Annotated in this window: 16 protein-coding genes; 11 read left to right on the top strand and 5 right to left on the bottom strand. The window is 42.3% G+C overall.

Annotated features, from left to right (window positions below):
• Positions 1 to 6: 6 nt before the first annotated feature.
• From A7P55_RS21380 to A7P55_RS21370, 3 genes are all read left to right on the top strand, one after another.
• On the top strand, positions 7 to 1,410 hold the full coding sequence (locus A7P55_RS21380) for an efflux transporter outer membrane subunit (RefSeq protein ID WP_171553715.1): 1,404 nt from the start codon (positions 7 to 9) through the stop codon (positions 1,408 to 1,410).
• Between the two features lie 377 nt (positions 1,411 to 1,787).
• On the top strand, positions 1,788 to 4,253 hold the full coding sequence (locus tag A7P55_RS21375) for an acyl-CoA dehydrogenase (protein WP_171553714.1): 2,466 nt from the start codon (positions 1,788 to 1,790) through the stop codon (positions 4,251 to 4,253).
• 217 nt (positions 4,254 to 4,470) lie between these two features.
• Positions 4,471 to 4,581, top strand: a complete 111-nt coding sequence (locus tag A7P55_RS21370) for a hypothetical protein (RefSeq protein ID WP_171553713.1) — start codon at positions 4,471 to 4,473, stop codon at positions 4,579 to 4,581.
• An 85-nt stretch (positions 4,582 to 4,666) separates the two neighbouring features.
• Here the strand turns inward: A7P55_RS21370 and A7P55_RS21365 are convergent, their stop codons facing one another.
• Positions 4,667 to 5,362 carry an alpha/beta hydrolase gene (locus tag A7P55_RS21365; protein ID WP_016541808.1) on the bottom strand — a complete coding sequence of 232 codons (696 nt, stop codon included), beginning with the start codon at positions 5,360 to 5,362 and terminating at the stop codon, positions 4,667 to 4,669.
• A 203-nt stretch (positions 5,363 to 5,565) separates the two neighbouring features.
• On the opposite strand from A7P55_RS21365, the gene A7P55_RS21360 reads away from it, so the two are divergent.
• Entirely contained in the window at positions 5,566 to 6,459 is an 894-nt protein-coding gene (locus A7P55_RS21360; RefSeq protein WP_171553712.1) for an AraC family transcriptional regulator, read from the top strand.
• Between the two features lie 82 nt (positions 6,460 to 6,541).
• Here the strand turns inward: A7P55_RS21360 and A7P55_RS21355 are convergent, their stop codons facing one another.
• Together A7P55_RS21355 and A7P55_RS21350 are read right to left on the bottom strand one after the other, a co-directional pair.
• Positions 6,542 to 7,225 carry a hypothetical protein gene (locus A7P55_RS21355; RefSeq protein ID WP_171553711.1) on the bottom strand — a complete coding sequence of 228 codons (684 nt, stop codon included), beginning with the start codon at positions 7,223 to 7,225 and terminating at the stop codon, positions 6,542 to 6,544.
• Positions 7,226 to 7,273: 48 nt separating this feature from the next.
• A complete protein-coding gene (locus A7P55_RS21350; protein WP_171553710.1) occupies positions 7,274 to 9,442 on the bottom strand; it encodes a TonB-dependent siderophore receptor in 2,169 nt (722 codons plus the stop codon).
• Positions 9,443 to 9,783: 341 nt separating this feature from the next.
• Between A7P55_RS21350 and A7P55_RS21345 the strand changes: the two genes are divergently transcribed.
• Positions 9,784 to 10,848, top strand: coding sequence for an amidohydrolase family protein (locus A7P55_RS21345; protein WP_171553709.1), 1,065 nt, complete (start codon positions 9,784 to 9,786; stop codon positions 10,846 to 10,848).
• Between the two features lie 13 nt (positions 10,849 to 10,861).
• Entirely contained in the window at positions 10,862 to 11,704 is an 843-nt protein-coding gene (locus A7P55_RS21340; RefSeq protein WP_171553708.1) for an SDR family NAD(P)-dependent oxidoreductase, read from the top strand.
• Between the two features lie 230 nt (positions 11,705 to 11,934).
• Here the strand turns inward: A7P55_RS21340 and trbK are convergent, their stop codons facing one another.
• Positions 11,935 to 12,132 carry an entry exclusion lipoprotein TrbK gene (gene trbK / locus A7P55_RS21335; protein ID WP_016541801.1) on the bottom strand — a complete coding sequence of 66 codons (198 nt, stop codon included), beginning with the start codon at positions 12,130 to 12,132 and terminating at the stop codon, positions 11,935 to 11,937.
• A gap of 641 nt (positions 12,133 to 12,773) precedes the next feature.
• On the opposite strand from trbK, the gene A7P55_RS21330 reads away from it, so the two are divergent.
• Positions 12,774 to 14,474, top strand: a complete 1,701-nt coding sequence (locus A7P55_RS21330; RefSeq protein ID WP_171553707.1) for an NAD-dependent malic enzyme — start codon at positions 12,774 to 12,776, stop codon at positions 14,472 to 14,474.
• Positions 14,475 to 14,516: 42 nt separating this feature from the next.
• Here the strand turns inward: A7P55_RS21330 and A7P55_RS21325 are convergent, their stop codons facing one another.
• The gene (locus A7P55_RS21325; RefSeq protein ID WP_016541799.1) at positions 14,517 to 14,939 is read right to left on the bottom strand and encodes an Lrp/AsnC family transcriptional regulator; all 423 of its coding nucleotides are present in this window, start codon (positions 14,937 to 14,939) and stop codon (positions 14,517 to 14,519) included.
• A gap of 225 nt (positions 14,940 to 15,164) precedes the next feature.
• Here A7P55_RS21325 and A7P55_RS21320 point away from each other — a divergent pair, with 225 nt between their 5' ends.
• The 4 genes from A7P55_RS21320 to astD all read left to right on the top strand — a co-directional run bounded on the left by A7P55_RS21320 (position 15,165) and on the right by astD (position 20,257).
• Positions 15,165 to 16,439, top strand: a complete 1,275-nt coding sequence (locus A7P55_RS21320) for a Glu/Leu/Phe/Val dehydrogenase (RefSeq protein ID WP_171553706.1) — start codon at positions 15,165 to 15,167, stop codon at positions 16,437 to 16,439.
• A 78-nt stretch (positions 16,440 to 16,517) separates the two neighbouring features.
• A complete protein-coding gene (locus A7P55_RS21315) occupies positions 16,518 to 17,723 on the top strand; it encodes an aspartate aminotransferase family protein (RefSeq protein WP_171553705.1) in 1,206 nt (401 codons plus the stop codon).
• A 21-nt stretch (positions 17,724 to 17,744) separates the two neighbouring features.
• The gene (gene astA / locus A7P55_RS21310) at positions 17,745 to 18,788 is read left to right on the top strand and encodes an arginine N-succinyltransferase (protein ID WP_171553704.1); all 1,044 of its coding nucleotides are present in this window, start codon (positions 17,745 to 17,747) and stop codon (positions 18,786 to 18,788) included.
• Complete coding sequence (astD, locus tag A7P55_RS21305) at positions 18,788 to 20,257, top strand: succinylglutamate-semialdehyde dehydrogenase (RefSeq protein ID WP_171553703.1); 1,470 nt, start codon at positions 18,788 to 18,790, stop codon at positions 20,255 to 20,257. The genes astA and astD overlap by 1 nt, the downstream gene beginning before the upstream one ends.
• Positions 20,258 to 20,287: the final 30 nt, after the last annotated feature.

Here is a 20,287-nt window from a genome sequence, read left to right as displayed (position 1 = left end):
GTCGCTATGAAAAAAACAGTTTTTACACTTTCTATAGAGATTGTCTCAGCCATGCTACTTACGGCATGTCAGTCGAATACATTTAAGCCCACAGCCTATCAGCAGCCCGTTATTCCGAGTGCAGCACAGTATAAATATGCTGAGCTGCAATGGATTGATGTTTCTCAGGTAGAAGCAAGTTCTTCGCAATGGTGGGAGATATATCAAGATCCTATTTTATCCAAACTGTTACAACAATTGGATCAGGACAACCTGAGCATCCAACAGGCACAAGCCAAGTATCGTCATGCCATGGCATTGTTAGATGGGCAACGCGCCAATGCGCTTCCAAGCATCACCATGGGCGGTAATGCCAATCAGACCGAGACTAAAAACGCTGCTAAGAATCGGCAATTTGGTGCCAATGTGGCGGTGAGCTGGATTCCTGATCTTTGGGGGAGAGTTGCAAAAGCGGTTGAAGGTCAAGAGGCCAACCTACAAGCTTCAGCTGCAGATTTAGCTGCCATTCAACTGAGTCAGCAACTGCTCGCCGCAGAGGCCTATTGGAGCATTCGCTTATTCGATGCCAAACAAGATGTATTAAATCAAACCCAGCAAAGTTATCAACGATCTGTGCGTATTTTACAGCAGCAATACCAAGCAGGCATGATTGCTCGTGCGGATGTGATTCAGGCTGAAACCCAACTGAAACAAGTTGCTGTGCAATTGTTAGAACTGCAACGCAGTCGAGATTTGCAAGAAAATGTTTTGGCTGTTTTAGTTGGACAGCATGTTGCTGCTTTTAATTTAAACAAAAGTCCTTATCGATTTAGTACACCAACGATCCCGAACCAAATTCCAAGCCGCCTTTTAGCACAACGTCCCGATGTGATTCGCACAGAGCGAGAGCTAGCGATGACGCATGCGCAATTAGGCTTAGCACAAACGGCATGGTTACCTGACTTGACCATCAGCTTGGAGAGCAGTGCCAATAGTCAGGTGTTTCATACGCTGTTGCAATCACCCAATACCGCATGGACAGTTGGGGCAAAAGTCCTAGGTACAGTGTTTGATGGTGGAAAGCGGCGCGCTGATATTCAACAGGCACAGGCCAGTTATGATGAAAAACTTGCCGCCTATAAGCATTCAGTTTTGACGGGTTGGAAAGAAGTGGAAGATGGTTTATTGCAAGCGTCACTGTTTCAAAAACAGATGATAGAGCAACAACAACTTCTTAAATTATCTACTGAAAATGAACGGGTTGCCATACAGCGTTATCAAGCCGGATTGGTGAGCTATCTTGAGGTTGCCACAGCGCAAAATCTACGTTTAAGTGCAGAAGAACGGTTATTGGAATTACAGCAATTGCATCTTAAAAACTCGGCACAGTTGGTGGCTGCATTGGGTGGTGGGATGACATCTTTATCTTAAATTAAGCGACTATCCATAATGACAGCGTTCCATGTTCAATCTGAATAGTGCTTGGATCGCTGTTATCACTAGATGGTTTGAATTCTTATTTTGTTCTATGGCTGAAAAAGGAACAGTGATTGATGATTTTATTTTTGGATCGTTGAGGGGAAGGATTCCAGTTTGTTAGCGCGGTATTCTATCCAGATCACAATTTTCATTTTTCAGTGTCATCTGAATGCCTTTGTGTAAATTTTAGTAGTTAATCAAGCAAATAGCACTTCGATATGTAGAATAAAAAATAGCCATTTTGTTTGTCGAAGAATGACTTTAAATCATAAATTAATTTAGATCTTTCTCATTTCATCTTCATCCCAATCTGAGATAAAGGAGCAAATATGATTGTATTATTGATATTGCTTGGCCTATTGATTCAGTTAGTTGTGGTATGGGCTGTTTTTTATTTTGAAGCCAATCGAATAGTTGGCTGTCTTGTTTCCATTGTCGCCGCCATTCTGTGTAGTGTGTTGATCACACCATGGAGCTTGTTACTGGGTGTGCCGATCATTCTCGCCAGTATTATTCTTCTAATCACACCGCTACGCGATGCATTGATTAGTCGCCCTGCATTTAAGTTGCTTTCCAATGCGATGCCAAGCATGAGTATCACTGAAAGAGAAGCTCTAGAGGCGGGTACCAGTTGGTGGGAAAAAGAACTGTTTATGGGCGCACCAGATTGGGAAAAATTTGATCAATATCCTTATCCGACTTTATCAACAGAAGAACAGGCATTTTTAGATCATGAAGTACAACAACTCTGTTCAATGTTAGATGAATGGCAGATTCATCATCAAGAAAAAGACCTACCGCCAGAGGTTTGGCAATTTATTAAAGATAACGGCTTTTTAGGTTTGATCATTCCAAAATCATTTGGCGGTAAGCAATTTACGCCCTTTGCACAAAGTCGAATTATGAGCAAAATTGCGTCTCGCTCCTTAACTGCTGCCGTCAGTTGTATGGTGCCGAATTCGCTTGGGCCAGGTGAATTACTGCTGCACTATGGTACAGAAGAGCAAAAACAACGTTATTTGCCCGGTCTAGCAAAAGGGACAGAAGTTCCTTGTTTTGGTTTGACCAGTCCAGAAGCTGGGTCAGATGCAGGGGCGATTCCTGACACGGGTGTGGTGTGTTATGGGCAGTATCAAGGTCAAGAGGTACTGGGCTTAAAAATGAATTTCTCCAAGCGCTGGATTACGTTAGCACCGATTGCCACCGTGATTGGTTTGGCTTTTAAGTTATACGATCCAGAAGGTTTGCTTGGCGATAAAAATAAAGTGGAATATGGCATTACCTGTGCCTTGATTCCTGCTGAACATGAAGGTATTCAGATTGGTCCACGACATAATCCGGGTGCGCCGTTTATGAATGGTACGGTTGAGGGCAGTAATGTCTTTATTCCATTGGACTGGATTATTGGCGGACAGCAAAATGCAGGTAAAGGCTGGCGTATGCTGATGGAGTGTCTCGGTGTGGGACGGGGTATTTCGTTGCCTGCTTTAGCAACCGCGGCAGGGGAAATGAGTTATCTACTGGTCGGTGCATTTGCTAGTGTGCGTCAACAATTCAAAATCTCGGTTGGGCATTTTGAAGGCGTACAAGAAGCGACCAGTGATATTGCCAGTGATGCCTATATGTTGGAGTCATTCCGTTATTTAGTGACTTGTGGTTTAAACCAAGGTGGAACGCCTGCAGTGATGACTGCGATGGCCAAATACTACGCCACGGAAACCATGCGCAAAGTGGTGAATCATGGTATGGATGTCGTGGGAGGGCGCGCAATTCAGTTGGGCCCAAGGAACTTCCTTGCACTGACGTATCAATCGATTCCTGTGGCAATTACGGTAGAAGGCGCCAATATTCTGACCCGTTCTTTGATGATTTTTGGTCAAGGTTCAATGCGTTGTCATCCTTATTTGTTTGAAGAATTGCAGCTGTTGCAATCGGAAGATAAAGCTGCTGCTTTTAAGGCGTTTGCGCCATTATTATTTAAACATCTGGCTTATACCTTTAATCGTGCAGCCAAAGCGCTTGCATATTCGATTAGCGGTGGTTCTGATGATGGTTCCAAACACGCCGATGATTTTTCCAAAGCGTATTACAGTAAGATCAATCGTTTCAGCGCCGATTTTGCCTTGACTGCAGATATGGCACTTGGGATTTTAGCCGGTGATTTAAAACGTAAAGAAATGCTATCTGGACGTTTGGCCGATATCCATGCGAATTTATTTATTGCCACGGCAATCTTGAAATACTATGAACAAGGTCAAAGAACTGAGGCTGAACAGAAACATGCAGCATTAGCCCTCAATAAAGCCTTATATCAAGTGCAAGAAGCCTTTTTTAGCTTCTATGCTAATTTCCCAATGAAACTTGCTGCCTGCATGGTGAAATTGATCTGTTTTCCATTTGGACGCCCAATTGCAGCACCATCGGATCAGTTGAAACAAGAGGTGGCGCAATTGATCATGCAAGAACATGCGTTCCGAGATCAGTTGAAACAACATGTCTATTACAGCACAGATAGCAACGATGTGATGGGGCGAATGGAGTCCACTTTCCAGAGTCTATTAAAGCTGCAACCGTTGTGGAATAAATTTAAAAAAGCAGAGTCGAAAGATCAGTTTAGTGGTTTGACCTTTGAGGCGCATATTGCCAATGCGATTGAAATTGGATTTATTACGGCAGCAGAGGCTGAATCCCTTTTACATTACAATGCGCAGCGCTATGACAGTATGCTGACAGATATTTTTGATGCGCATTTAGAGCATGATTTACCGCTTGAAAATCCACATCTTAAAACGTGATGATTTTTAATCAATTAAGATTGTAATGGTACTTTCCTGAGGCGATTGGTGCATGGTGAGATCCATGCACCAATTATATTTGGGACTGTTTTTCATAACAGTTGTGGTTTGTATCGATAGATCTGTTATATTTTTTTTAGAAAACTCTGTGTCTTTTTTTATTCTGTATCTTATTGCACTATAACTACATGAATTGAGCAAAGCCAAAGGTGCTGATATGAGTTTTTTGAACAAAAAGAATAATGCCAGTTTTGTATTCTTCATTATTACTTTGTATGCATTCCTCGGATTCGGTCTAGGCTACATTATCTGGGAATACTTACTATAAACTGGGTTTTCTTGGTTTTGTTGAAGTTGAGTGGAATGAAAAGAGGATATAGGGAATCAAATTATTCCCTATATCACAGTCTGTTTTACTTACTTAGAAATGTCACAGCTTCAGTAATTAAGGCAGTCACTTCTTTTGGCTGTGAAGCTAAGGAAGCATGGCTGGCGTTTAAGGAAATTACTTTTTTGGCATTTAAACGATCAGACATCACCGCTTGGTTTTCTGGGCTGATCATGCGGTCTTGGGTTGAGATTTGATACCAAGAGGGTTTGGTTTTCCAAGCTGGGTTGCTAATGTTATCGCCAAAGGTACTGGCTAAAGGCGCCTTTTGAGTGACACCCATGGCAAAGCCTTCATCTTGGGTGAGATCCTGACAGAAACTTTCGTGAAATTTATCGACTTTAAGCCAAAGATAACCATCACTATCTGGTTCTAGATTCGGCGCTGCAACAGGTAAATGTTGTTGGGTAATTGCCCCTGGGCTTTCATTGCTGTCTGGTGCAAAGGCGGCAATATAAACCAAACCCACAACATTCGGATGGTTGCCTGCTTCGGTAATCACTGCGCCGCCGTAAGAGTGACCCACCAAAAGCACATCACCATCAACTTGGGCAATCATTTTTTGAGTTCGTTCAACGTCATCTGCAAGAGAGGTTAATGGAAGTTCCACGGCACGTAAGGCCTTATAACCTTGATGGGACAATTCAGTAATCACTTTGGTCCAATGGGCGGCACCGCCCCAAAAACCGTGTACGAGAATAATGGTTGGTTGAGTACTCATATTTATCTCCTAGCTATATGCTATGGTATTGAATTTATGATGTTTAATAATGAAATCTGTACGGTATAAAGATCTGAGTGAAGGCGGGTGTTTTTTATACTAACGAAATCTTCTGAGAAAGATTATTGGTGATTTGTTCGGTCGCTACAATAACTGAAACGCCAATTTTTTTGCAGAAACACTTTTAAGGACAAAAGCACGCAATGATTGATGAGCATGATAATCAGGCTTTAACCGATATTTTCTTTGATATTTATCGTTTCGCTAATATTTCAGGTGAAATCTATGGCGTAGAACATCTCTCAGCACAAAAAAAGCTGTCTTTTCCCGCCCAATCTGCCTATATCCATATTATTCAGCAGGCCAGCTGTCGCTTGAGTATCAAACGGATGCAGCTTGATTTGATTTTGCAGCCAGGTGATATTCTGGTATTGCCTAGCAAGCTGGAACATTCTATCGAAGCGTGTAAGGAACAAAATTCATTTGCGACTGTGATGAGTTGCATTTTTCAGTTGAATGGTATTTATGCTGAGGCGATGGCAGAAGGATTGCCGAATTACATTCATGTACCATCATATCATGATGCCAAAAAAGTCGCAGAATGGGTGCCGATGACGGTGGCAGCCATTCAGCTCGAACTTGAATATCCAACATTGGGTAGCCGAGTCATGTTGTCTCGGATTATTGATTTACTGCTGGTTTGGTCGATACGCTTTTGGTTGGCTAATGACAAGATTGAGCATAAAGGCTGGATTTCTGCATTACGTGATCCGATGGTGAGTAAGGTGTTGTCTTTGATGCATACTCAACCTAGGTATGAATGGGATGTAAATTCGCTTGCCCAACTCACTCAACAGTCCAGATCTAGTTTTTCCAAAAAATTTGTTGAATTGGTTGGTGTACCACCGATGTTGTATTTAAAAAATTGGCGGATGAAATTAGCCAGCCAATTGCTCAAAGAAACAGATAAAAATATTGCACAAGTTGCTGAATGCGTCGGCTATTCCTCTCAAGCCGCCTTTAGTCGTGCTTTCGCACAGCGCTTTGGTTGTGCACCTAAAAACTTTAGGGCAGCGATAAGTCAGGAAGTATTTTAGAGCATTCGAGCAAATGCCTTGGTGAGCATTTAAACTGACGCATCATGGAATGCATCAGTTCATTGAAATCTAAGTTTGGATTTTATTGGTTCAGAGACCATTGAATCGCGGCATCAAACAGTTTTAGGCCGCCCTCAGACAGATTCGTAAAGGTCTCATTATTGAGAAAAAACATCAGTCGTTTTGCCGGTGCTAGAGACTCATAATCCATCGTTGCGCCTTTTTCATAGCCCCAGATTGCGACTTTTTCAGGTTGTCCATAAATGGTCGCAATAGTGGTGGCACCGAGTCCAGGTTTGCCCCAACTCATGGGTGCTTGTGCTTTATAGACGTTTTGTGTCCCCGCAGAAAGATGCGCCGATAGAGGGTGCGGTGCATTGACCAGCCACAAGTAACGTTCTTTCTCGACTTCACCAAAATCAGTATCAATCCGTTTGCCAGTCATGGCCAGATCATCCAGATAATCATTTTCCCAAGTCATCAATGGAATTGGCAGTTGGCGCCAACCCGATTGAAGATTTTTGGATGCTACTGTTGAAGAGATGATTACCAGTTCTGTATTTTTTAGACTGTTGGGGGAAACCGATTGATCGAATAGCTCAACCTGATAACCTTTGCTTTGCAGGTGTTTTTGGATGGCTAGATCTGAGGCATAGGATACACCATTGATTTGCGAAATCAGTGCAATTCGTGTTTGGGCATAAATAGAGGATGTCCATATACCGAATGCAAGGGTCATCACAATGGTAGTAAGCAGTTTCTTCATATTGATTTTAATAGCGCAGTGATCAATTCACTGCGCTGATCCTATGTTTTAGAATTTAAAAGTTGCACGTAATACCGCTTGGCGAGAATCTCCTTGAGACACTGCCAAATTATTGACACTAGCAGTGTAATAGGTCTTGTCAAAGATATTATTTAAATTAAATTGAAAGTTCACCGCTTGTTTGGCAATGCTGGTGTCATAACTGATAAAGGCATTTGCAAGCGTATATTCAGGCAGGTCAAATTGATTTTTCGAATCTCCTGCACGTTTCCCTACATAATTGCCACTCAGACCTAAACGTAATTTACCATTGTAAAGTTCCCCATAATTATAGGCCAAGGCCAGAGACGCTGTATCTCGTGCCACATTATTCAAGCGGTTGCCTTGCAGACCAAGTTCATCCTCAGTAACTTTGGCATCGGTATAGGCGTAGGTGAGGGTCGCATCGAGTTGATCGGTTAGACGGCCTGTGAGGTCGAGTTCAGCCCCTTTAGAGCGAACCGCACCTGTGGTATGTAATTCTGTGTCCTGTCCCGATTTAGTGATTGCCACTAAAACATTACGCTTTTTAATATCGTAGAGTGCAAAGTTAGCCTTAATACGATCATTAAATTCATATTTTGCGCCGATTTCATAGGATTTTGCCTGTTCTGGTCGGACATCCGAGTCAATAACAGCGTTATTTCCTAGCGGAGCAATTGTAGAGTTCGGTTTGAGTGATTCGGTATAGCTCCCATACAATGAAAGCTGGTCATTCCATTGATAGACTAAACCTGCATGTGGGAGCCAAGCATCATCATTGGTATTGGTATTTTCTTTAAATGGTCTGCTACGCCCAGCAGTCTGTTGATAATGTAAGTAACGCCCACCGAGTACTGCAATCCATTTTTCATTTAAATGAATCGCATCTTGCAGATAAAAACCATAAGTATGCAATTTATCGGTTTGGTCACTATCGTCATTGCTGATCTGACGAGATGGTTTCACGATCCCAAAATCGGGATTTAAATAATCTAGGGTAGAAATATCTCCACGAACCATATCGGGACGGAAATATTTACGGTATTCGATATCCGAACCGATCTGAATATCATGCTTTAAACCGAGTAAATTGACCGAGCCATTGAGATAGGCTTGGGCATTACTATCTATGCTTTCTGCATTCAAGGTGGCATCGGTACGACGCTTCACAGTATGATTCTTGGTATCTAACGAGGTGACGCGTAACTGGTGGGCGTCATAGGTTTCATAGTTATAGGTATAGCCGAAGTGAGCTGACCAAGCATCATTAATTTGATGATCAACTAATAGTTGTGCTAAATGAGCTTCACCTTTCATTTGGTTAAAGGCTTCATCTAAGCGTTGATATTTCGAGATCGGCAAGGCTTGTTTCGTTTTAGGGTCAAAAATGGTGGAACGATCAAAAGGGACGTCAAAGTCACGATATTGATAACTTAAATTGACTTTGGTTTGGCCATTATCCCAAGCTAAGGATGGTGCAATTAAAGTCTGTTTGAGATTACCGAAATTACGCCAATAGTCTGCATCGGAATGATCGACAATAAAACGATAGGCAAAGTTACTATCGTTAATTGCACCTGTGGTATCCAGACTGGCACCTAAACCATTTTTACCCGCAGCAAAACTTGATCCATAAACTGAAAATTCAGTTTTTTGTGAGCGCTCAGGTTTTTTTGTAATGACATTGACCACGCCACCTGGGTCCATGATGCCATAAAGTAAAGAAGCTGGGCCTTTTAACACTTCAACTTGTTCAACGGCGGCATTCATGGTACGACCTTGTACAATCGGCATGCCATTCATGGTGATCGAACCATCACGATTGTCACCAAAGCCCCGTTTCATTACGGTATCTTGAGTACCACCCAAGGTATTACCCTGTGTAATACCACTGACTTGGGTCAGTGCATTATCCAAGTTTGCTGGCAAATAATCTTTCATATATTGTTTAGACACCACATTTACAGTTTGTGGGCTTTCTAGATTGTTTTGATTACCACGTAAGGTTGATGTTGTTGGTGCGGTGATATAACTGGAGGACTGTTCAGCTTGAACATTAATGGTTGCGAGTTGAGTGGGGTGTATTGAGGTCGTTTCTGCCCACGATAGTACGGGTATTAAAGATAAAAGTAATGGGCTGCTTTGTTTTAAAATTTCAACAGTAATGAGGTTTTTGCGTGGGGAGAAAGCAGACATAGAGATACCTGAGCGATACAAAAAATCGGGTTAATGCAGGAGCGGCATAAACTTATTGGGCTGAAAGGGAGAGGTTTAGCATGCAATAAGCGGCTTAAGTATAGTTAAATAGGAATCATTTACAATAATGGTAGGGTTTATAAAAATTAAAGTATTGATAATGCATTTATTATTTTTGCTAATGAATGCTATTCATAGTTAAATATTTAAATAAATCATTTTGTTCATAGTGCTTTGTTCAGTAGGCTAAAGTCTCTAACAGTAGATTGAGAACAATAGACAGATGTCATGGATGCACATCATTTCAGATTTTATATGCTGAGCTTATATCGAGTACAACAATGACAAGATTAGATTTTGAAATCATTGATCCGCATATTCATCAGTGGGATCCTTATCACGCACCACATTCAGCAGCCTTATTGGTTAAAGCTTTGGGGAAATATCCTGTTGTCATGGATCGAGTGGTCAGATTGGTCAAGCCAAAGCCTTTATTGGATACTTTAGGCCTAACAGAATATGCCTTGCGTCCTTATTTACCTGAGCATTATCAGGCAGACACTTCGCCATTTTCAGTAGAGAGTGTAGTTCATGTCGAAGCCAACTGGCATCACCACAAAGGCTTTGGTGTAGTGGAAGAAACCCAATGGATTCAGCAACTAGATTTTAATGTACAAGGTCTAAAACTAGGCGCTATTGTTGCAACGGCTGATCCAAAAGATCGAAAGTTCAAAGATATTCTTAAAGCCCATCAGCAGGTGAGTCCACGCTTTCGCGGTATTCGTAAAATGGCGGCTTGGCATCAAGACAAGGGTGTTTACCGTTGGTGTGATCGGCCACATTTATATCAGAACAAGAGTTTTCTCAAAGGTTTTGAACAACTGGCAAAACTGGATTTATCTTTTGATGCATGGGGCTATTCTACTCAGTTAACAGAAATAACCAGTCTGGCGAAACAATTTCCTGAAACGGGTATTGTGGTTGACCATCTGGCGACACCTGTTGGTCTGTTTGGAGCCGTAGGCAAGAAAACGGGAATTACACAATCGCAGCGTGATGCCATTTTTAAACAATGGCAACAGGATTTGGCACGACTCGCAGAGCAGAAAAATGTCCATGCCAAAATTTCAGGTTTGATGATGCCCGTATTAGGACACCGCTTTTATCAGCAAGATCGAACGGCGAGTGTAAGTGAGATGGTGAATTTACTCACGCCGATGATTCAACATGCGATCACGGTATTTGGCACCGAGCGGATCATGTTTGCATCCAATTTTCCCATGGATAAGCCGAACACGCGTTTAAATGACTTAATCCATGCCTATATTCAAATGCTCAGTCCTTATGGTGAGCAGGCTTTGCATGCCATGTTTAGACAAAACGCTGCCAATTTTTATCAACTTTAAATAGAGTCATCACATGAAAAATTTTAATCAAAAAGTCGCTGCCATTACAGGCGCGGGATCTGGTATTGGGCAACAACTGGCGATTTTATTGGCACAGCAAGGTGCAGATTTAGCGCTGAGTGATGTCAATGAAAAAGGCTTGGTAGAAACACAGGCATTGCTGCAACAGTATCCAGTTAAAGTCACTTTGACTAAATTGGATGTATCTGATCAACAAGCCGTTCGTGACTGGGCAGAAGATAGTTTCAAAGCACATGGCAAGATCAACCTGATTTTTAATAATGCAGGTGTTGCGCTCGCCAGTACCGTTGAAGGTATGAGCTATGAAGAATTGGAATGGATTTTCAAAATCAACTTTTGGGGCGTAGTTTATGGCACCAAAGAGTTCTTGCCTTATCTTAAGCAAAGTGGAGAAGGGCATATTATTAATATTTCCAGTCTGTTTGGCTTAACCGCACAACCAACTCAAAGTGCTTACAATGCCACTAAATTTGCGGTTCGTGGTTTTACTGAAGCTTTACGACAAGAGCTCAAACTTCAGAATGATGGCGTGAGTTCAACCTGTGTACATCCGGGAGGAATCCGCACCAATATCGCCAACAGTGCGCGTATGAGTGACAGTATTCGCAGTTTAGGCATGAATCCTGTCAAGGCGAGTCAGGCATTTAACAAGGTTTTAAAAACATCACCAGAGCAGGCGGCTAAAGTCATTCTAGATGCGGTGAAAGCGGATAAAGCACGGATATTGATCGGTAACGATGCCAAGGTGCTTGATCTGATTCAACGCATTACCCCAACGCATTATTCGCATGCGCTAAGCTTTTTCACTAAGAAGTCCAAGAAAAAGAAAGCTTAAAGCATTCAGATAGGTATTGAAATCATTGAGATTAGATTCAGTTTTTAGACGACAACTTGATGCTTGGAACGTGCATAAAAGAAGGTTTAACTGAACTTTCTTTTATGCATATTGCGTTTAATCCAGACTTTCTAAAATACGGATCATTACCTCAGCATCATATTAAAATTTTGATTTTAGACAGTTCTTATTTAAAATTATAAAAGACAAGCGATACCCTTTATTACATTCTAGAGCCCTTTATCACGGTTAGTATTTTGTGGTTTTGCATAACTAAAACACTTATCGCTGAAATTTGCACGGGCGAAATCATCCTTGATCTTTGCAATGTTTTCATGTTTGCAGTTTTCATCATTCACCTCAGGCATCTTTTCTGAACAAGCCGAGACAAAGAATGTAAAAAGAAGAATAAGGCCTAATTTTTTCATATAAACAACCTTTATATTTTAACTGTCTATTCGTTTCTGGGTTGGGTGAAATTGATTTTTGGGGGTATCACCATCTATGTTTAATTTTTATGGATGAAGGCATTGCTCATTGTTAAACAAGGAGCGTTATAGGGTGAGCAATGCTTTCACATAGATCATATAAAACTGACGATCATTTGCAATAGAGAGAGCAAAATTGTCCCATCTTGTTCGTTTTAAAGGGTTTAATGGTGGTGTAGAGCGTGATAGAAGAGAAAGAGCTGAATAACTAAAGTCAGATTATGCATGTCATATGATTTTAAAACAGCAAAGATTGGCTACTTCGAACCAAGACAATATCTGATCGCCAAGCACAATGTCCGAGAGGAATGCCTATTAAAAAGCAGCTAGAACGATATCACTACAATTCTAAAGTCTCCTGAATGCAAAAATAATTCAAAATGTTGCATGAAAGCTTAAAAAACGATCCAAAATAGGGACTACTATTTATTTGCTAAATATTGAATCGGTTTACATACAGTTAGATTATTCGGTTTCGAGCTCTGATTAGTGTAAATTATTGCCCATGCCAAAGCGCTTTTTTAAAGTACTTCAGCGAATCCATTTTTTGTACATTCGAGAGAGAGTCTAAAGAGTAAAGTATGTCTGTGAGCCTTAGTAAAATCAAAAAACCTTTATATATTCACTATGCTGGAAACGCTCTTTTAGAACTACCTCTGTTAAATAAAGGCTCTGCTTTTTCTGAAGAAGAACGAGAGAATTTTAACTTACATGGGCTAGTTCCATACAATATCGAGAATATTGAAGAGCAGACGCAACGTTCATATCAGCAGTACCTTTCATTTGATAGTGACTTGAATAAGCATATTTATTTGCGAAATATTCAAGATACTAATGAAACCTTGTTCTATAACTTGTTGAGTCAGCATTTAGATGAAATGCTACCGATTATTTATACTCCAACGGTTGGCGAGGCTTGTCAGCGCTTCTCAGACATCTATCGTCGCCATCGCGGTATTTTTATTTCCTATCCAGAGCGTCAGTATATTGATCAAATTATCCATAACGTGAATAAGAAAAACGTTAAAGTGATTGTGATTACCGATGGTGAACGTATTTTGGGTCTCGGCGATCAGGGCATTGGTGGCATGGGTATTCCAATTGGTAAATTGTCGCTGTATACCGCCTGTGGTGGTATTAGCCCTGCCTATACCTTACCGATCACCATTGATGTTGGCACCAATAACCAAGAATTGCTTGATGATCCAATTTATATGGGGTGGAAACAGCCGCGTATCCGTGGTGAGCAATATTATGAATTTGTTGAGCAAATTATTACGGCAGTGCGTCAGCGTTGGCCAGATGTGTTGATTCAATTTGAAGATTTTGCGCAAACCAATGCCATGCCATTATTGACTCAGTACCGCGATAAAATTTGCTGTTTCAATGATGATATTCAAGGCACAGCAGCAGTGACTGTCGCCACATTGATCGCGGCATCACGTGCGCAAGGCAAACAGCTAAAAGATCAAACGGTTACTTTTGTTGGTGCAGGCTCAGCAGGTTGTGGGATTGCTGAACAGATTGTTAGACAGATGATGGACGAAGGTCTGAGCGATCATGAAGCACGTTCGCGTATCTTTATGGTGGATCGTTTCGGCTTGATGACCGATCAACAACCGAATTTACTCGATTTCCAGCAAAAACTTGCCACACCAGTCAATGCAATTAGCACTTGGGAATATACAGGTGAGAACGTCGCTTTGTTGGATGTGGTCAAGAATGCCAAACCAAGTATTTTGATTGGGGTTTCTGGGCAGGCAGGTTTGTTTAGTGAAGAGGTCATCAAAACCTTAGCTAAATATTATAAGCATCCGATTGTATTGCCGTTGTCGAACCCGACTTCACAAGTTGAAGCACAACCAAAAGATATTATTGAGTGGACGCAAGGCGCTGCAATTGTGGCAACAGGTAGTCCTTTTGCGCCAGTTTATTTCCAAGGCAAAGTGTATGCCATTGCACAATGCAATAACTCCTATATCTTCCCAGGAATTGGTCTGGGTGTCATTGCCTGTGGTGCAACCCATATTAGTGACTCGATGTTGATGGCTGCAAGTACCGCCTTGGCAGATTGTTCGCCACGTTTGAAAAATGCTGCAGCGGATTTGTTGCCGAATATTAATGATATTCAACAAGTGTCTAAGTTTATTGCCTTTAAAGTGGCAAAAGCAGCGATGGCGGATGGCTTGGCTGTGCCATTGAGTAATGATGTGTTGAAACAAGCGATTGAAGATAATTTCTGGACGCCAGAGTATCGTAACTACCGTCGTGTTAGTTATTAAGCCATTTAATTTAAAAAGGGACTCTAGCTAGAGTCCCTTTTTTTAGGTCTTATAGGTGGAGAGCAGGATACTGGTTTCACTATTGTAAATCCCTGAAATATTTCGGATTCGCTCTAGGGCTTTATCAAAGTTTTCCAGACTATCTGACTGCAGTTCAACCAGAATATCCCATTTACCGTTGGTGGTATGCAGACGTTCAACGGCTGATTCTAGGCGTAGCTCTCGAATCACGGCCTGCGCTCGGGTACCTTCCACCATGATATTCATCCATGCCCGAATGATGTTTTTTTCAGCATTGGGACGGAAACGCACGGTATAACCTGTGATAATCCCCGTTGATTCCATATATTCAATTCGCTTCTGTACTGTAGCACGGGACACACGTGCTTTTGCAGCCAAGTCGGTAATCGACATCCGTGCATTGTCTTTGAGTAGGCCTAATATAATATGATCGATATTGTTCATTTTGATTCTTTCTATTAGCAAATTGATAAAAAATAATTCATTTTAATCATTATAACGAATTTTGTGAATCAATTTGATTCTTAATAATAATAACAATACAACACCCCAAGCATTTTCACTTCGGCACGAAAGAAGCTGAATGCACATCAGGGAGGATGGGGGTAGGACGCCCTTAAACAAAGGGAATCTGTGAATAACAGGGACAATTGATTAATTAAGGAATAGATGATGTCTTTATCATATGCGGCTCAAAATGGCAGTGCTTGGCAAACTTTTCTCACTCAAGTCGATCGAGTGGCACCTTATTTGGATGCTAATCTCAGTAACTTTGTTAACACACTGAAAACGCCAAAACGTACTCTGATTGTCGATGTACCAATCGTCATGGATGATGGCTCAATTCGCCATTTTGAAGGTTACCGCGTACAACACAATTTATCACGTGGTCCAGGTAAAGGCGGTATTCGTTATCACCAAGATGTTGAATTGAATGAGGTAATGGCGCTGTCTGCATGGATGACCATTAAAACTGCAGTGTTGAACCTGCCGTTTGGTGGTGCCAAAGGTGGTATCCGTGTCAATCCAAAAGAATTGTCACCGCGTGAATTAGAGCGTTTAACCCGTCGTTTCACCAGTGAAATCAGCCCAATTATCGGTCCTCAAATTGATATTCCTGCACCCGATGTCGGTACCAATGCCAACATTATGGGCTGGATGATGGATACCTATTCAAGTATTAAAGGTCATACCGTAACAGGTGTGGTAACAGGTAAGCCTGTTCATTTAGGCGGTTCACTTGGTCGTGTTCGTGCCACAGGTCGTGGCGTATTCGTAACGGGTATGCAGGTTGCAGAACGCATTAAATTACCAGTCGAAGGCAGCAAAGTTGCGGTACAAGGCTTCGGTAACGTGGGGAATGAAGCGGCTTATTTGTTTAGCCATGCAGGCGCAAAAATCGTTGCTGTACAAGACCATACCGGTACCATTTTCAATGCAGAAGGCTTGGATGTCAAAGCATTGCAAAAGCATGTGCTTGAAACTGGTGGCGTGATGGGCTTTGCCGATTCAACTGTGATTTCAGATGAAGAATTCTGGACAGTTGATATGGATATTCTGATTCCAGCGGCATTGGAAGGTCAGATTACGGTCGAACGTGCACAAAAACTGAAAGCGAAAATCGTACTTGAAGGTGCGAACGGTCCAACCTACCCAGAAGCAGATGATGTATTTGTCAGTCGCGACATTACCGTTGTCCCTGACGTGATCTGTAACGCGGGTGGTGTAACTGTCAGTTATTTTGAATGGGTTCAAGATATGGCGAGTTACTTCTGGACTGAAGATGAAATCAATGAACGTCTTGATAAGTTGATGATCCAAGCGATTGCTGATGTTTGGAACACGGCAGCACAGAAGGAATGTAGCTTACGTACTGCAGCTTATATTTTGGCCTGTGAACGTATTCTGAAAGCGCGTAAAGAACGCGGTATTTTCCCAGGTTAAGTCATTTATAAAATTAAAGTGAAGGGCTTGTTGAGCATTCAACAAGCCTGAAGATTAAACAGGAAGTGAGTAAATAAAATGAGCGAAGTCGCAATTACACGTAGCAATTTTAATGATTGGATGGTTCCAGTTTTTGCCCCAGCAAATTTCATTTTAGTGCGTGGCGACGGGTCACGTCTGTGGGATCAAAACGATAAAGAATATATTGATTTTGCAGGTGGGATCGCGGTAAATGCCTTGGGTCATGCACATCCTGTTGCAGTAAAAGCCTTAACTGAACAAGCACAAAAGCTATGGCACATTGGTAATGGTTATACCAACGAGCCTGTATTACGCCTTGCGAAACAATTGGTGGATAGTACTTTTGCTGACAAAGTCTTTTTCTGTAACTCTGGCGCAGAAGCCAACGAAGCTGCATTAAAACTGGCGCGTAAAGTCGGTTTGCTGAGTGGCAATGCAAATAAGAACCAGATTGTTGCATTTAAGAATGCCTTCCACGGTCGTACTTTGTTTACCGTAACAGCAGGTGGTCAGCCAAAATATTCTCAAGACTTTGCACCTTTACCAGGTGGTATTGAACACACTGCGTTTAATGACCTTGAAGCAGCAAAAGCAGCGATCACTGAAAATACTTGTGCAGTTATTGTCGAGCCGATTCAAGGTGAAGGTGGCGTTCTACCTGCAGATATCGAATTCTTAAAAGGCTTACGCGCACTCTGTGATGAAAAAGGTGCTGTGCTGATTTTTGATGAAGTACAAACGGGTGTGGGTCGTACAGGTTCTTTGTATGCCTATATGAATACAGGGGTAACACCTGACATTTTGACCACTGCAAAAGCATTGGGTGGTGGTTTCCCGATTGGTGCAATGATCACTACAGATCATTATGCCAACATGTATGCTGTAGGCGATCACGGTACCACTTATGGTGGTAACCCATTGGCTTGTGCAGTTGCTGGCGCGGTATTTGAATTTATCAATACAGCAGAAGTGTTAGACGGCGTTAAACAACGTCACCAATATTTCATTGATGCCTTAAACAAAATCAATGCTGAGTATGGATTGTTCAAAGAAATCCGTGGTCAAGGTTTGTTAATTGGCTGTGTGTTGAAAGATGAACATGCTGGCAAAGCGAAGAATATCGTGACTTTAGCGGGTGAAGAAGGGCTATTGGCCTTGGTTGCCGGTGCAGATGTCGTACGCTTTACCCCTTCACTGATTATTCCTCAACACGATATTGATGAAGGTCTAAGCCGTTTTGTTCGTGCATTAGCACGCCTCTAAGTCTGCTGTGAGCATCTGCCCATGATGATTGTTCGACATGCAGCGCATCGGGACTTAGATGATATTTATCGTTTAGCGCAACGAGCGGGGGAGTCTGGCATTGGCCTGACTTCCTTACCACAAAATAAAGAAATCTTGGCTGAACGTATTACACGTACCACTCGCACTTTAGACGGCTTATCCGAAAAGTGCGAGGCAAGTTATCTATTTGTATTGGAAGACACCAGCATTCACAAAATTGTGGGTGTGAGTGCAATTGAAGTTGCGGTTGGATTGAATGAACCCTTTTACAACTTCCGTGTGGCCAAACAGGTACATGCCTCTAAAGCTTTAAATGTCTATAAAACTTTAGACACCTTGTTTTTAAGTAATGACCATACCGGTTGTAGTGAACTCTGTACCTTGTTCCTCGATCCTGAATATCGCAAAAACCAAAACGGAAAATTTTTATCCAAAGTTCGTTTTCTGTTTATTGCCGCATTCCGCTCTTTTTTCGAGGAAAGATTGATTGCCGAAATGCGTGGTTTCTCGGATCAAAACGGACAGTCACCGTTTTGGGATTCCTTGGGCTATTTATTCTTCAATATGGATTTTGCTGCCGCGGATTATCTCAGTGGTGTGGGGCAAAAAGCCTTTATTGCAGAGCTAATGCCGAGATTTCCAGTCTACGTTGACTTGCTGACTTCTGAGGCACGTAAGGTGATTGCAGAGGTGCACCCACATACACTGCCTGCGGCAAAAGTGTTGATGTCAGAAGGTCTTAAATATCAAGGTTATGTGGATATTTTCGATGCTGGGCCAACACTGGAAGCCAATACTGCCGATTTACGTGCGGTGAAAGAGAGTCGCTTGCTTAAAGTCATACTCACAGAACAAGTCGAAAGTACTGAGACACATTTTTTGGTTGCCAATGACCAATACCAAGATTACGCCGTGTTGCTGATCAATAACAAAGTCGGTACAGCTGATACTTTGCATATGACCGCAGCACAAGCACAGGCACTGAATATTGCTGAACACGATCAAGTCCGTGTTTTAGCATTAGAAAAAATGGAGAACAACTAATGTCACAAGGTGCATTATTAATTGATGGTGCTTGGGTTCAAGGACAAGGAACCACATTTGAAAAAACCAATCCTGTCAGCAATCAGCAAATTTGGGCGGGGCAAGAAGCAAGCCCAGCCGATGTTGAACAGGCATGCCATGCGGCGCGTCAGGCCTTTCCAGCATGGGCACGTTTGCCATTGGAAGAGCGTATTGTAATCATTGAGCGCTTTGCGGGCTTACTTGAACAGCATAAAACTCAATTGGCTGAAGTGATTAGCCAAGAAACCAGTAAACCACTTTGGGAAACCTTGACTGAAGTGCAGTCGATGATCGGTAAAGTGGCGATTTCGATTCGTGCTTATCATCAACGCACTGGTTTTAGCGAAACTGAAATGCCAGATGGCGTGGCTTCACTACGTCACCGTCCACATGGTGTTTTGGCTGTATTTGGTCCTTATAACTTCCCAGGTCATTTGCCAAATGGTCATATTGTTCCGGCATTGATTGCGGGCAATACTGTGGTGTTTAAACCAAGTGAACTCACCCCTTGGACGGCGGAAGAAACTGCAAAATTATGGCAGCAAGCGGGTCTACCAAACGGTGTGTTGAATATCGTACAAGGTGGACGCAGCACGGGTGAAGCACTTGCAGCAGCAGAACAAATTGATGGTTTGCTGTTTACGGGCAGTGCCAATACAGGCTATCACCTACATAAACAAATGGCAGGCGCACCTGAAAAAATCCTTGCTTTGGAAATGGGCGGCAATAATGCTCTGATCATTGATGAAGCAACCGATATTGATGCCGTGGTGAATTTAGCCATTCAATCCGCTTTCGTTTCTGCGGGGCAACGTTGTACCTGCGCACGCCGAATTATTGTCAAGCATGGTGCCAATGGTGATGCCTTCATTCAACGTTTTGTTGAAGTGGCAAAGAGTTTGGTCGTAGGTCACTGGAATGCTGAACCTCAACCGTTTATGGGGGGAGTAATTTCTGCGCATGCAGCGGAACAGATGTTGGTAGCGCAAAACAAACTGATTGCCTTGGGCGCAAAACCATTGTTAGAAATGACCCGTCCACAAGCGGATAGCTCATTGCTTACCGCGGGTATTTTAGATGTTACTCAGGTGACCGATATTCCAGATGACGAATACTTTGGTCCACTCACTACGATCTATCGCTACAACAGTTTCGATGAAGCCTTGAATATTGCCAATAACACCCGTTTTGGTTTGGCTGTTGGTCTAGTTTCACCTGACCGTGATTTATTTGATCGTGTACTGATTGAAGCACGTGCAGGCATTGTGAACTGGAATAAGCCATTAACAGGTGCTTCAAGTGCTGCACCATTTGGTGGTGTTGGAGCGTCTGGGAACCATCGTGCTAGTGCCTTCTATGCTGCAGACTATAGTGCATGGCCAATGGCATCGCTGGAAAGTGACAGCGTTACTTTACCTTCAAAATTATCACCGGGCATTGTGCTCTAAGACGGATCGCATCGGGACACAGGGAGAATA

Source organism: Acinetobacter sp. Ac_5812 (assembly GCF_013072695.1).
Lineage (GTDB): Bacteria > Pseudomonadota > Gammaproteobacteria > Pseudomonadales > Moraxellaceae > Acinetobacter.
This window is presented reverse-complemented; position numbering and strand designations above follow the sequence as displayed.

Coding starts and splice junctions, on each gene's coding strand:
- A7P55_RS21380 (WP_171553715.1), top strand. CDS start 7: ATGAAAAAAACAGTTTTTACACTTTCTATAGAGATTGTCTCAGCCATG.
- A7P55_RS21345 (WP_171553709.1), top strand. CDS start 9,784: ATGACAAGATTAGATTTTGAAATCATTGATCCGCATATTCATCAGTGG.
- astD (WP_171553703.1), top strand. CDS start 18,788: ATGTCACAAGGTGCATTATTAATTGATGGTGCTTGGGTTCAAGGACAA.
- trbK (WP_016541801.1), bottom strand. CDS start 12,132: ATGAAAAAATTAGGCCTTATTCTTCTTTTTACATTCTTTGTCTCGGCT.
- A7P55_RS21320 (WP_171553706.1), top strand. CDS start 15,165: ATGATGTCTTTATCATATGCGGCTCAAAATGGCAGTGCTTGGCAAACT.
- astA (WP_171553704.1), top strand. CDS start 17,745: ATGATGATTGTTCGACATGCAGCGCATCGGGACTTAGATGATATTTAT.
- A7P55_RS21360 (WP_171553712.1), top strand. CDS start 5,566: ATGATTGATGAGCATGATAATCAGGCTTTAACCGATATTTTCTTTGAT.
- A7P55_RS21355 (WP_171553711.1), bottom strand. CDS start 7,225: ATGAAGAAACTGCTTACTACCATTGTGATGACCCTTGCATTCGGTATA.
- A7P55_RS21315 (WP_171553705.1), top strand. CDS start 16,518: ATGAGCGAAGTCGCAATTACACGTAGCAATTTTAATGATTGGATGGTT.
- A7P55_RS21325 (WP_016541799.1), bottom strand. CDS start 14,939: ATGAACAATATCGATCATATTATATTAGGCCTACTCAAAGACAATGCA.
- A7P55_RS21350 (WP_171553710.1), bottom strand. CDS start 9,442: ATGTCTGCTTTCTCCCCACGCAAAAACCTCATTACTGTTGAAATTTTA.
- A7P55_RS21330 (WP_171553707.1), top strand. CDS start 12,774: ATGTCTGTGAGCCTTAGTAAAATCAAAAAACCTTTATATATTCACTAT.
- A7P55_RS21370 (WP_171553713.1), top strand. CDS start 4,471: ATGAGTTTTTTGAACAAAAAGAATAATGCCAGTTTTGTATTCTTCATT.
- A7P55_RS21340 (WP_171553708.1), top strand. CDS start 10,862: ATGAAAAATTTTAATCAAAAAGTCGCTGCCATTACAGGCGCGGGATCT.
- A7P55_RS21365 (WP_016541808.1), bottom strand. CDS start 5,362: ATGAGTACTCAACCAACCATTATTCTCGTACACGGTTTTTGGGGCGGT.
- A7P55_RS21375 (WP_171553714.1), top strand. CDS start 1,788: ATGATTGTATTATTGATATTGCTTGGCCTATTGATTCAGTTAGTTGTG.